A 13,020-nucleotide genomic window follows, 5' to 3' on the forward strand; every position below is an offset into this window, starting at 1 on the left:
ATTTGTTTTTAGGATGCGTTGCAATCACATTCTTGTCAAGCACATGAAGTTGCTCTTACAAGTTGCAAACAATACTCCCTTAAAAACTAAACTTAAAAAATACCTTTCAATTTGTTATTAAACGCATTCCAACCATTCGCTATGCGCTCTAATAATGGACGCTTATTCACTTCTTCAGGTTGCTCAACCGATTCTTGTAAATCGCTTTGACTAAATAACAGCAGTCCCGTTGCGGTAGAATACATTGAACGTCTTAATGCAGGTAAATGTTGATCATCCGCATATACTTGTAGCGGAGGGTTGCCTAAATGAGCAGAAACACCCAACATACGACGTGATAATGTGATCATACCCTCAATCTGACATGCATCACCACTTAAAACTACCCCGTGGTATAAACTTTGTAGCGCACCACGTTGTTGTAACTCATCACGCACCATAGAAAGAATTTCTTCGTAACGTGCAATAATAATCTCTGATAGCTCAATCCGACTGATCGCCTGAGGACCATCGATCGCTTCAAACTCGATCATATGTTCAGGTTTGACTTGCTGTAAATCAACACAACCGTAAAGCAATTTGAGTCGTTCAGCTTCTTCGGTCGTCGTTTGCAATACTGCAGCGATATCACGCGTTACATTTTCACCACCACGTTGAATGGTGTGTGCTAGCACTAAATGACCTTCAATATAAACTGCAATATTGGTTGTACCAGCCCCAATATCCAATAAGCATACCCCATACTCTTTTTCATCTTTCAGCAATGCACCTTCAGCCGTTGCTAAACATGAAATCACCATCTTTTCGACAAAAATATTGGCGCCTTTCATTGCACGATCTAAATTTTGCATGGTGCTGATTGGTAGCATCATGAGTTGATAATGCGCCGTCATGCTATTTGCTGAAAGGTTAATTGGATTATGCACCCACTCAGGTGAATCATCCAACTCAAAACCCAATGGGACTGCACTTGCAAGATAATGATCAGAAGTTAAATGACTAGCTTTTGCCATTTCTAAAGCTTTAACCACTTCTGAAGTCGTAATGGTGCGTTCTGGATTAGAAATCGGTGTCCGGCCTGTCGCATAAGCACTTTGCAGTTCTGTACTCGGGATCGATACCCATGCCGAATGCACACGACACTCCGCCATATCTTCTGCTTCTTGTACCGCATTCTTAATCGCAGAGATCACCTTCTCAAGGCTAACAATTTTTCCTTTGTTCATGCCTTTATTTCGCGCAGTCGCCATACCGATGACCTGGATATTATCCGGCGCATGCACTTTACCAATTAGAACTGAAACTTTATGTGTCCCAATGTCTATCGCAACAACTGAGGGAACAGCCTCATTCATGATTCACTACCATTTTCTTCATTGTTTATATCTGGCTTATGCCTATTTTTAAAGCCACGTATTATGGCTTTGCAACTCTTGAATCTGCAATGTTAATGTCATTAATGGTTACAACAAACTGACCATTTATAATCTTTGGTGGTGTCGCATTTTTCCATTGAATCGCCAAGCCATTACGGTAACGTAAGTCAATCGCAGAAACTCTTGGCCAAACCACTTTCAGATCTGCTTGAGATAAGTGACTCAATCGTTGCAGTTTGCTCATGGTCTGATCCTGATCCACAATAATACGTAAACCCGAATCGAACTGCATAAACCATGTCCGACGATCTGTTAAATATAGCTCTTTCAAACGCAGATTCACTGGACTAAACAGTTGATTAATTTCATGATAACGTCTCATCATGACTTTTGACTGATCTGACGGACCATGCATAAGTGGTAAATTTGCGTGATTTCTAGAATATGCCTCTGTATACACCACACCCTGATCACTTAACAGACGTCCTGTTCCCCAACGCGCAATCGGATGTTTCGGAATAACACGAACCTTAATACCGTCTGGCCAAGCTCTAGAAATGACCACTCGATCTACCCAAGAAATCTCTAATGCCTTATCACGAATTTGCTCAAGATCAGCAGTAAAATAATTGCCTGTAATGGTAGGCATTAACTGCTGTTTCACTTGACTAATTTCAGGCTCGGCTTGCAGACCAACCACATCCAAAGATGCTACCTTTGCACTGGTCATGACGCTATATAAGCCATAAATGCCGACCAAAAGTACACAACATGCAAAAATAAGCATGACCCAACCACCCGCATTAATCATTTTCTCTTTGCGAGTCGGTGGTTTGTCATGAATCGATGTAATCGCCGCACGTTTGCGACGCATCGATGGAGGTAGTTGAGCCATAACTTAGTGTGATTCTTTCGCTAAGGTTTGCTCTAAAATAGCCAAACACAAATCTTCAAAACTATAACCTACTGCTTGAGCTGCTTTTGGTACCAATGAATGACTGGTCATGCCTGGAACAGTATTCACTTCTAGCAACCAAAATTGACCTTGCTCGTCCTGCATAGCATCAATTCTACCCCAACCACTTGCCCCAACAGCTTGAAACGCTCGTAAGCAAAGCGCTTGTAAACTTCTTTCTTCAGCTTCACTCAAACCACAAGGGATACCATATTCAACATCATTGCGTTGGTATTTAGCTTCATAGTCATAAAAGGCTACATCGGCTGGAGGTTGTAAACGGATGACTGGTAATGGTTGTCCATTTAAAAATGAAATCGTGAATTCACGACCTGTAATCCACTTCTCAGCCATGACCACGGCATCATGTTGAGTGGCTTTTTTAATTGCTTCAGCTAAATCCTCTGCTTTCTCAACCTTACTCATGCCTACACTCGAGCCTTCGTGCACGGGTTTGATAATCAGTGGTAATCCAAGCTCTGCAACGAGTGCTTGTGCATCAGTATCTTTAGAAACAATGCGGTATGGTGCTGTAGGAAGTTCAGAACCTTGCCAAATTTGCTTGGTCTTTACTTTATCCATTCCAATAGCCGACCCCTGCACACCAGTTCCAGTATATGGAATATTTAACCACTCTAATGCGCCTTGGATTTGACCATCTTCTCCACCACGACCATGTAACACAATAAATGCACGATCGTAATTTACCAATTCAGTCACACTGCGTTCTTGAGGGTCAAAACCCTCTGCATTCACCCCTGAACGTACCAATGCTTCAAGTACAGCCTTACCACTATCTAATGACACCTCACGCTCTGCAGATTTACCACCAAGCAATACAGCAACTTTGCCGAATTTAGAAGCATTTGACACGTTTAGTTCCTTAAACTTATAAAATTTTCAATTTAGCCAAATCATCAAACGACGATTATTTTAAATAGAGCTGGTTCTGAGCAAGCTCAATTGAAATTGCTCCAACGTTACCCGCACCTTGAGTCAATAACAAGTCATTTGCTTGTAACACTTTTTGTATCACATTTGGCAAATTCCCTTCTACTGGATCAATCAAGATTGGTTCAACATCACCACGTAATCGGATACTTCTTGCCAGTGAGCGACTATCTGCACCAACAATCGGCTTTTCACCTGCAGAATATACTTCTAATAGCAGTAATTGATCGACTTGTGACAAGACATCAACGAAATCATCAAAACAATCACGTGTACGGCTAAAACGGTGAGGTTGGAACATCATCACAAGTCTACGATCAGGATGACTTGCACGCGCAGCTTTAATCGTTGCTTCAACTTCTTTTGGATGGTGACCATAATCATCAACCAGTTTGACCGTTCCATCACCTAACTCAAATTCACCTTGAATTTGGAAACGACGCCCTACACCACTAAAACTTTCTAAAGCACGAGCGATTGCAGCATCAGATACACCTTCATCAGTTGCCACACCAATCGCAGCTAACGCATTAAGGATGTTATGCAAACCAGGCATATTAATGGTTAACTTGAGTGGCTCTTTGTTTTTACGAAGCACAGTAAAATGTGATTGCATCCCTTCTTGTATCACATCTACAGCACGAATATCGTTATCTTCGTTAAACCCATAAGTTAAAACAGGTCGACCAATACGTGGCATAATTTCACGAATATTTTGATCATCGCCACACACTACGGCTAAACCGTAGAATGGAAGCTTCTGCAAGAATTGTACAAAAGTATCTTTCAAAACATCGAAGCTACCACCATAAGTGTCCATATGATCAGCATCAATGTTGGTGACAATAGCGGCCATTGGTTCTAAATATAGGAATGAAGCATCAGATTCATCTGCTTCAGCTACAATATAACGACTCGCACCTAAAGCAGCATTTACTCCAGAGCGATTAAGCAAACCACCAATCACATATGTCGGATCCATGTTTTCCTCAGCAAGCATACAGGTCACCAAACTTGTCGTAGTGGTTTTACCATGTGTACCTGCAACTGCAATACCATGACGGTAACGCATCAACTCGCCCAACATCTCCGCACGACGCACTACAGGGATGCGTGTTTCAATCGCTGCTTTAATTTCTGGGTTTTCTTGGTCAATCGCAGTCGATACAACCAATACATTCGCACCGTCAATATTATCAGCAGCGTGTCCGATATGAACTTTAATGCCATTTTCTTCAAGCTGTGCAGTGGTTTTAGAGGCTTTAATATCCGACCCTGAAACTTTATAGCCTTGGTTTTTTAAGACTTCCGCAATCCCGCACATTCCTGCACCACCAATACCCACAAAATGAATATGTTTGATACGGCGCATTTCAGGAATCTTAATCAGGTTTTTTGCTTTATCAGCTGGGTTCGTTGAAGACATAATTTTCTCTAAAACTTACAAATCTTGAATTAAACCAACCACACGCTGAGTTGCATCTGGTTGAGCTTGTTGACGTGCTTTAACAGCCATTTCCATCAACAATGTACGGTTCATGAGTGGCAATAAAACTGCTTTTAATGAATCAGGAGTGAGTGTCGCTTGTGGACAAATTTTTGCAGCATTAATATCTGCTAGGAATTTGGCATTCGCGGTTTGGTGGTCATCTACTGCACTTGGCAAAGGTACAAATACGGCTGCAACACCCGCAGTAGCAATCTCAGTGACCGTCAGTGCACCAGCACGACAGATTACAAGATCGGCATTGGCATAGGCTTCCGCCATATTTTCAATAAACGGTTGAACTTCTACCTGTAAATGATCAGGAGCATCGGCATAACGTGCCCGCGTGCTATCAGCATGATTTTGACCACACTGATGATAAACACTTAAAGGAACATCTAATTGTTTCAGTGCTTCGGGTACGCGCTCATTCAATGCTTGTGCGCCCAAGGAGCCGCCTACAATTAAAATACGAATAGGTTGATTGGCTTTTTCTCGCTCTTGATATCGCCAAGCAGGACTCAATATCGCAGAAATTTCCTTACGTACGGGATTACCTGTAGTCACGATTTTATGATTTTCTGGAAATGTTTTCGGGAATGCCTGACAGACCGTTTTAGCAACACGAGCCAATTGGGTATTGGTGAAACCCGCTACTGCATTTTGCTCATGAATGATGACAGGAATACCAAGAATACGCGCAGCCAAACCACCAGGACCTGCAACATAACCGCCAAAACCAGCGACTGCATCTACGTTTAATCGTTTCATATAGCGCATTGCGCTAAGCGTTGCTTTTAAAATTTTAAAAGGGGCTTGCAGCTTACGGACGATTCCATTGCCACGCACACCCTGAATATCAATTTGATAAATTGGAATTTGGTGATTTTTAAGCAAGCGGTTTTCCATACCTGAAGGCGTTGCCAACCATGACACTTCGACACCTTGCTGTTGTAATTCCTGAGCAACTGCTAGGGCAGGAAATACATGTCCACCTGTACCTGCAGCCATCATCATGACATGTTTAGGTTGTTTATGCTGAGCTTGTGTCACGGTCTAATTCTTCAAATCTAAGAGCTAACAGAAAATTTTATATAAGGCATCAATTGTAATCACAATCGTATATCCATGAAAGTTTATTTACTTTTTTTCACGGACCCTTTAATTGTTTTTTTCATATGATTCCAGAGTTTAAACTAGATTTATTATGAGTTGTGCCTTTTTTATGTATTTTACCATTCGATCTAGTTTATAACGCACCAAAATAATGATTAATGTGCACATTAAAAACCACCACAGTATTGGCTCTATTGTTCCTTCGTATCTGCGCTACCACCATGTTGGATATAAACTTATGTCTAAATGGTATGAGGCAATAGTTCTATTTATGATATTGCTATATCTCATTGAGATTCAGCTCGCGAATAAAAGGATTTTTAAACGCAAATGTCAAAAATATCATCTTATGACATTTGGATTATTTTGGCAGGCTACCTTGCTGCAATTCATGTCGGTAAACTTTCTGCTGTTATTCCAATTCTTCAAAAAGATTTAAATCTAAGTTTCACCCAAGCAGGCCTATCCTTATCACTGGTTCAAGGTGCTGGAATGCTATTTGCCCTGTGTATTGGTGCTGTATCTGAGAAAATAGGACTCAAAAAATGTCTTATTTTTGCACTCATTCTATTGGGGATGAGTAGTTTTGCAGGCTTATGGATTGATCATAGTATTAGCCTTTATTTTTTTCGATTTATGGAAGGCATTGGATTTCTCACCATTAGTCTTTGCGCTCCCGCAATTTTAAAACGACTGAGCACACCTGAAACCATGAATTTTAAAATGGGGTTATGGAGTTCTTATATGGGAGTTGGGGTTAGTCTTGCTATTTTGACCATTCCTGTATTACTCGAATGGCTCAGTTGGCAACACATTTGGGCATTATTTGGTGCCTTGTGTTGGCTAGTTGCCTTGATGATTTACCATTTTTTACGTTATGACGATAAACAAACCACTGTAACAACAGCACCACTGAACACATCAACCTCCAACTCTTTTTTATCTATTGTTAAAGCCACCGTGACCAATCCACCCATTCTCTGTCTAGCCGTTATCTTTGCTTGCTATACCAGTCAATGGATCACACTCACAGGTTTTTTACCCAGTCTTTATGTCTCATTCAATATGGATTTAAAGCTTGCAGGAATTTTGGTGTCAATGGTTGTGTTATCTAACTTAGGTGGAACCTTTGGCGCAGGCGTATTACTTCAAAAAGGCATAGCTCCTTTTAAATTACTTCAATTTAGTTTTTTAAGTCTAATTTTATGTAGCTGGGTTGTATTTTCACAACCCAATTGGTTGATTTTTGAGTTGCAATATTTGTGCGCTATTTTGTTTTCTTTTATCGGTGGCATTATTCCGACGACCGTCTTTGCCAATACGCTTAGATACGCGCCACAGGTCAATGCAGCAGCATCCAGTATGGGCTTAGTGCTGCAAATTTCTGCATGTGCGCAGTTCCTTGTTCCCCCAGCAACAGCAGCTCTCGTTTCGTCTTCTCACCAGTGGTCCAATGCCGCATGGGTTACCGTAAGTCTTTCCACCCTAGGACTATTGACCAGCTATTATTTATTTAAAATATATACGCAAAAAAAAGAGCCTATTTAGGCTCTTTTTTGCAGATCAACTAACGTCCAGCTTCTAAAACATCAAATAATGTATCTGCGATAGAAGTACCAAATTGTGCGTCTATTTCACGTATACATGTTGGACTAGTCACATTAATTTCTGTTACATAGTTTCCAATGACATCAAGGCCCACAAATACTAGCCCCTTCTCACGCAAGAATGGTCCAACTTTAGCAGCAATCGCCTTATCATTTTCAGTCAACGGACGTGCTTCACCACGCCCACCAGCAGCAAGGTTACCTCGCGTTTCACCATTTTGTGGGATACGCGCTAAACAATATGGAATTGGCTCACCATTGACCATCAGAATACGTTTATCCCCATCCACAATTTCAGGAATATAACGTTGCGCCATAATCGGTTGCTGCCCCATTTGAGTCAACATTTCCAAAGTTGAACCGATATTTGCCCCTGCAGCAGTTAAACGGAAAATCCCCATACCGCCCATCCCATCTAGCGGTTTTACAATCACATCTTGATGTTCAGCAATAAACTCTTGGATTAAACTTTGCTGTGAAGTTACCAAAGTCGGAACCTGCAGTTCTGGAAATTGTGTAGCGAACAGCTTTTCGTTACAGTCTCGCAAACTTTGAGGTTTATTGATAATCCAGGAACCTTCACGTTCCGCTTGTTCCAGAATATAAGTTGTATAAACAAAGTTCATATCAAAAGGTGGATCTTTACGCATGAGTACAACATCGTATGCGGCTAAAGATTCTTTCTGTTTTTCACCAAGTTCATAGTAATGATTATAATCCTCAAACACTTTAAGTGGTGAGATCAAACCAAAAGCTTTGCCTTGGTCGATATATAAATCTTCCTGAAGTGCATACCCTAACTCATGACCGCGACGTGCAGCAGCCCAAAGCATTGCCATGGTCGAATCTTTTTTGAGGTTTACATTTTCGATGGGATCCATCACCACAAGTACGCGCATGATCTGTTCTCTATTTTATCAATGAAGCGATTATAACGAAGTTTAGTGAACGATCTACTGATCTATCAAAGGATCAATTGTATAAATTCAGAGAAGCTCTTTCCTATTTCTGCTGAGCACTAGAATTTGGATTCATATCAAACTACTAAAAAAAATAATAAAAAACGGCGCAATGAGCGTCAGGAAAAATCCACTGAGAATTGCAATTTGTACATCTAATGGTGAACAATTGTTTTTTACAAAGGGTAAAGTCGAGTCCATCGCCGTGGCACCACATACACCAATGATTGGCTTTGGATAACGCTGACCTAATAAATACAACAATGCAATCGCATAAAACTCTCGTACAAGATCTGTGATCAAAGCAAAAGTTCCCTGCTCAGGTCCTAAAACTTTAGCAACTAAAGGACCAGAAAGAGAGAACCAACCAAATCCACTCCCCATCACAACGAGTTCGACAAAAGATTGAGTCATGATATGACTCGTCAAATAAGCCGCAATAAATAGTGCAATGATTGAAAAAAATGGCACTTTAATATGATTCATAGTGAGGGCTTGAATTTTAATCGTAGACAAATCCACTCCGATTAAAAAAATCAACACATACAATAGTATCGCGCTTAACATTTCCCCTGATAAAGTCTTGGGTAATAGCCAATATAGCCCCATCCCGATCAACACCATTCCAATCGCAATCAAGCATTCGGTAATAGGTTTGAGCATATCCTTGAATGATTTTTGGTGCTCAGCCTTAAAGTGGCTACGATTAAATAAAAGTCCAAAGGTAATCACACTTAACACTGTAGAATAAATAAAAGCTTCAATTAATATTTTTGAACCAAGATCTTTATCAAACAAGACACTGCCAAATTGAAAGCCTATAGAGATGAGGAGCAACCACACCAAAAACGTAATTTGACCAACCAATATATTGCGAACTTGAACGTTTGCAGCTTTACCTATGCCCCAACCCAATATAAGAGAAATGAGAATAGGTAAAAGCGAAATTATTAAATTTTGAATCATATTTTTTGCTTTGTAAGAGAGAAATCAATCAAAATCATCCAGCGCTCACCAGCCTCAGCATTTGTGCCTTGATCTATTTTTCTAATAGGTGATACATAATGTGAAACTGCTGGATCGTGTACAGCAAAACTTTCAGAAGCTTGTCTCAACGTAAATTTTTGATAAATATTATAATTATTTACCTCATCTAAACGCTTATTTCTTTCCTGAGGTGATGCAATAAAGTTTTCACCTCCTTCAATGTTATTGCTCCTATAAAACAAATGAGCAAATGTGAATGGCTCACCATCCTGATGAAAACAATTAGGCGAACTAATTCCTAGCTGATCGGCATGAGTTGAACGCAGTTTGACAAAATGGACACCCACGTAAATTGGCAGATAGGCATTTTCCAAACCAAAAGTAAGTTGATAATCATCTACAATCAAATCATTAAGATATTGAGTAGATTTAGCTTCTTGGCTCAACGCGTTAAAATAACGAATCGACTGATGCTCGGGATTGTTCCCTCCCTGATCATATCCAGATAACTCCTGCCCTATATTATCACGCACTGTCGGCAACCAAATAGGCTTAAGATCTTTTTCCCAAGGTAAAATTAAGGCATTTCCGTATCTTCTAAACCTTTGAGTATGTGTAGGTGCAAAAGGATCTTTTTCAAGTTTTTCAAACTCTTTAGCTAGTAATAGTTTAGAAAAATGATCCACCTCTATAGATTTATAATGTAGATACCCTTTTGATTTGAAGGTATTCTTCAAATCAATTTCTTGATTTTTTATAGCAGTCAAATTGCTATACGATTCAGTATTAGCGTCTAATTGATCAAGCACAATTAATCCTTAAGAATAACTAAATAAATATCATAGTTACGCTAAAATTATTACGTTTTTATTAAGGTTTACTCACAAAATAATATTACTATTTCAAATTAAATTATTAAGAAAAATTACAAAATTATTGTTACAACTTCAAATACGAATTACATCAAACGTTAACATCGTTGAATAAAACTAACAGGACTTAATATTCCAACAATAGGTACAAGTCCATGATTAAAATAATTTCTACACTATGTTTACTCACTATCAGTTCAGTTACTTTAGCAGCAGGCAATCCTACACGAGTCGGTGATGTACTCGGTCGAGACCTCAACGTTCCAATTGTTGGTGCATTAGGGCATACAGGTGTATATGTAAGTTCAAACAATATTGTTCAAGTCATGAACAAAACGGCATATGTAGATGTGATTGAATATGTCAGCTTAAGTGGATTTAAAACTACAAAATATTGGGGAGCAAAGGCCAAAACAAGTTTTGGATATAAATCTCCTTACTCATCTGCTGCTAATCAAATCACTGCGATTTCAAATCAGCAACGACCTCATGTCGCTTACACGCTGTATTCAGCAACACCGAACCCAGCTGTGCAAGTCTGTTCACAATATAACTCCAACGGTGCTTGTAGCAAATATACATGGCAAAAGGGAACGTTCCGATGTGACAGCTTTACGAAATGGCTCTACACTCAGACAGGTAATGGTAATCTAGGAGGAAGCACACCGCGTGGAACTTTCAACAGTAGCTTACTCACAATTACACGAGTGTAAATAAATCATTCCCATTATATTGCCTTCACATCTCTGATGTTGAAGGCAACGACAGCTTAATATTATGAATAAGAAAAATATTTTTTTGGTTATTTTGATCTTCGTGATCTGTGCAGTAATTTTATGGATGTATTTGAAATCGACAGCAGATACGACTCAAAGTATATCAAATCAAAACAATAATACTTCAAGGCTAAAAAGCAATGAAGATCGTGCGACTAGCTTGTCTGAAAATAGTGCAGATATGGAACTCAACACTAGCAACCTACCCGTATGGGCAAAAAAGTTACTTCAACTGGATCAATCTACTGCGAATCGAGAAGAAAAAATACATGATTTAATTCAGCTCCTTGAACAAAACCAGCATGATGAAAATGCAATAGAAGAAATCCTGACTCAACTTACTTCTCTCAATCCTTTAGAAGCAACTGAACAAATTTTGCCATTTCTCACACATCAAAATCCTAAAATTCAAAGCTTAGCGATAGGCGCACTGAATAATGCGATGTTGCTGACTGATCGAGAACATGAACTCAAAAAATCCCTACCTGAAAATGATTTGATTCGACAGAAAATTAGTCACGCTTTAGAGCAACGTTTTCAGGATCCAAATTTAGATCCAAAGGTTAAACAAGTTCTTATTTCTAGCCTACCGCATACCGCATCTGTCCAAACTCAGCACAATCTTGTACAAGAACTTCTTCAACAAAATTCTATCTCACCAAACGAAGCACAATTTCTTTCTCAATATCTGCTAAATGGTCAGGGAAATAACACAACTTTAGAACAACTTGCGCATAAAAATCCGAAGATGATTGAAGACATTATTGCGAATTTAAATAATCAAATTGTCGACCAACCAGCTATTGTTGAAGTTCTGAATAATGATCAAAAAAAGCAACTACATAATTTTATCTTACAGCATCCACCAAGCTCGAAAGATGAAAGCTATGGATATAAAAATGATATATGGCGATTTTCTTTAAACCAACTTCAACAATAAATAAAAGTTAGACTGGTTTTATATGAATATTTTTCAAGCTTATAATTACATAAAATTTACATTTAAAATAATTAAATAACTTCTCACTCCTATTTTAACTATAAATCAACATAGATTTAATACATTAATCTTTTTTATTTTAAGCTAAATTAATATTACATTTTAATCATTCATGATTTCATTTTTTTAATCGTGATGACTAAATATTTAGCACTCCAATAATCATAGTTATAAATTTAATGAGGGCATTATGAAAATAGTTTTAATTGGTGCAACAGGCATGGCAGGTTCTCGTATTCTTGAAGAGCTTGTTTCACGTGGACACTACGTCAAAGCGATTGCGCGTAATACAAGCAAAGTTTCAGATACAGAGCGTGTGTTAACTGTAGATTTAGATTTAAATGATCAAGAAGCACTTGTAAATGAGCTGAAAGGTCAAGATGCTGTAATTAGTGCAGTACGTTTCCAAGGTCTTGATATCAATTCACTTCTTAATGCTATTCGTGAATCAAAAGTTAAACGTTATATTGTTGTTGGTGGCGCTGGCGGTTTAACTGTACCAAATCAAAATGTGCGTGTAATCGATACAGAAGACTTCCCTGATGCATATAAAGCTGAGGCGGAAGCAGGCATTCAGTTCTTTGACAAGTTAAAACAAGTGGACGACATTGACTGGACCTTTATTGCTCCTGCAGCGGAATTCGGTCCTGGTAAGCGAACTGGTGAATATCGCTCTGGTAAAGATGAACTTATCGTTGGTGAAGAAGGCAGTAAAATCTCTGCAGAAGATTTCGCAGTAGCGCTCAGTGATGAGCTTGAAAATAATAACCATATTCAAGAGCGCTTTAGCGTAGGTTATTAATATTCAATAATATAATAAAAAAGGAAGCTTAAGCTTCCTTTTTTATTATTTATTTCACTCTATGAAATATTTTAAATAAATGAGATGTATGAAATCTAAAGAGGTTGTAATATTTATATAAATAAAATTTAAA

At 38.8% G+C, this 13,020-nt stretch carries 12 protein-coding genes; 4 read left to right on the forward strand and 8 right to left on the reverse strand.

The features are described from left to right. Positions 1-92: 92 nt before the first annotated feature. The 5 genes from ftsA to murG form a co-directional block, all read right to left on the reverse strand. Positions 93-1,355 carry a cell division protein FtsA gene (ftsA, locus tag AC1M9H_RS03110; protein WP_035265831.1) on the reverse strand — a complete coding sequence of 421 codons (1,263 nt, stop codon included), beginning with the start codon at positions 1,353-1,355 and terminating at the stop codon, positions 93-95. Between the two features lie 61 nt (positions 1,356-1,416). Next, positions 1,417-2,271: a cell division protein FtsQ/DivIB gene (locus AC1M9H_RS03115; RefSeq protein WP_035265833.1), complete on the reverse strand. Its 855-nt coding sequence runs from the start codon at positions 2,269-2,271 to the stop codon at positions 1,417-1,419. A 3-nt stretch (positions 2,272-2,274) separates the two neighbouring features. Further along, a complete protein-coding gene (locus tag AC1M9H_RS03120) occupies positions 2,275-3,204 on the reverse strand; it encodes a D-alanine--D-alanine ligase (protein ID WP_481591844.1) in 930 nt (309 codons plus the stop codon). A gap of 55 nt (positions 3,205-3,259) precedes the next feature. Next, positions 3,260-4,708: a UDP-N-acetylmuramate--L-alanine ligase gene (gene murC, locus AC1M9H_RS03125; RefSeq protein WP_481608661.1), complete on the reverse strand. Its 1,449-nt coding sequence runs from the start codon at positions 4,706-4,708 to the stop codon at positions 3,260-3,262. A gap of 15 nt (positions 4,709-4,723) precedes the next feature. Further along, positions 4,724-5,821 carry an undecaprenyldiphospho-muramoylpentapeptide beta-N-acetylglucosaminyltransferase gene (gene murG / locus AC1M9H_RS03130; protein WP_481612739.1) on the reverse strand — a complete coding sequence of 366 codons (1,098 nt, stop codon included), beginning with the start codon at positions 5,819-5,821 and terminating at the stop codon, positions 4,724-4,726. 393 nt (positions 5,822-6,214) lie between these two features. Here murG and AC1M9H_RS03135 point away from each other — a divergent pair, with 393 nt between their 5' ends. Continuing rightward, the gene (locus AC1M9H_RS03135) at positions 6,215-7,432 is read left to right on the forward strand and encodes an MFS transporter (protein WP_481612740.1); all 1,218 of its coding nucleotides are present in this window, start codon (positions 6,215-6,217) and stop codon (positions 7,430-7,432) included. Between the two features lie 19 nt (positions 7,433-7,451). Here the strand turns inward: AC1M9H_RS03135 and gshB are convergent, their stop codons facing one another. The 3 genes from gshB to AC1M9H_RS03150 form a co-directional block, all read right to left on the reverse strand. Then, positions 7,452-8,390, reverse strand: coding sequence for a glutathione synthase (gene gshB / locus AC1M9H_RS03140; protein WP_481612741.1), 939 nt, complete (start codon positions 8,388-8,390; stop codon positions 7,452-7,454). Positions 8,391-8,522: 132 nt separating this feature from the next. Beyond that, a complete protein-coding gene (locus tag AC1M9H_RS03145; protein WP_035270265.1) occupies positions 8,523-9,416 on the reverse strand; it encodes a LysO family transporter in 894 nt (297 codons plus the stop codon). Further along, the gene (locus AC1M9H_RS03150; RefSeq protein ID WP_481612742.1) at positions 9,413-10,246 is read right to left on the reverse strand and encodes a 2OG-Fe dioxygenase family protein; all 834 of its coding nucleotides are present in this window, start codon (positions 10,244-10,246) and stop codon (positions 9,413-9,415) included. Before AC1M9H_RS03150 ends, AC1M9H_RS03145 begins: the two co-directional genes overlap by 4 nt. A gap of 218 nt (positions 10,247-10,464) precedes the next feature. Here AC1M9H_RS03150 and AC1M9H_RS03155 point away from each other — a divergent pair, with 218 nt between their 5' ends. From AC1M9H_RS03155 to AC1M9H_RS03165, 3 genes are all read left to right on the forward strand, one after another. Next, positions 10,465-11,022, forward strand: a complete 558-nt coding sequence (locus AC1M9H_RS03155) for a hypothetical protein (RefSeq protein WP_481588798.1) — start codon at positions 10,465-10,467, stop codon at positions 11,020-11,022. 64 nt (positions 11,023-11,086) lie between these two features. After that, positions 11,087-12,025, forward strand: a complete 939-nt coding sequence (locus tag AC1M9H_RS03160) for a hypothetical protein (protein WP_481612743.1) — start codon at positions 11,087-11,089, stop codon at positions 12,023-12,025. A gap of 250 nt (positions 12,026-12,275) precedes the next feature. Beyond that, entirely contained in the window at positions 12,276-12,887 is a 612-nt protein-coding gene (locus AC1M9H_RS03165; RefSeq protein ID WP_092766521.1) for an NAD(P)-dependent oxidoreductase, read from the forward strand. Positions 12,888-13,020: the final 133 nt, after the last annotated feature.

This window comes from Acinetobacter sp. ANC_7512 (assembly GCF_056779935.1).

Excerpts from the sequence above, each read along its gene's own strand:
- ftsA (WP_035265831.1), bottom strand. The coding sequence starts at position 1,355 with ATGAATGAGGCTGTTCCCTCAGTTGTTGCGATAGACATTGGGACACAT.
- AC1M9H_RS03115 (WP_035265833.1), bottom strand. The coding sequence starts at position 2,271 with ATGGCTCAACTACCTCCATCGATGCGTCGCAAACGTGCGGCGATTACA.
- murC (WP_481608661.1), bottom strand. The coding sequence starts at position 4,708 with ATGTCTTCAACGAACCCAGCTGATAAAGCAAAAAACCTGATTAAGATT.
- AC1M9H_RS03135 (WP_481612740.1), top strand. The coding sequence starts at position 6,215 with ATGTCAAAAATATCATCTTATGACATTTGGATTATTTTGGCAGGCTAC.
- gshB (WP_481612741.1), bottom strand. The coding sequence starts at position 8,390 with ATGCGCGTACTTGTGGTGATGGATCCCATCGAAAATGTAAACCTCAAA.
- AC1M9H_RS03145 (WP_035270265.1), bottom strand. The coding sequence starts at position 9,416 with ATGATTCAAAATTTAATAATTTCGCTTTTACCTATTCTCATTTCTCTT.
- AC1M9H_RS03155 (WP_481588798.1), top strand. The coding sequence starts at position 10,465 with ATGATTAAAATAATTTCTACACTATGTTTACTCACTATCAGTTCAGTT.
- AC1M9H_RS03160 (WP_481612743.1), top strand. The coding sequence starts at position 11,087 with ATGAATAAGAAAAATATTTTTTTGGTTATTTTGATCTTCGTGATCTGT.
- AC1M9H_RS03165 (WP_092766521.1), top strand. The coding sequence starts at position 12,276 with ATGAAAATAGTTTTAATTGGTGCAACAGGCATGGCAGGTTCTCGTATT.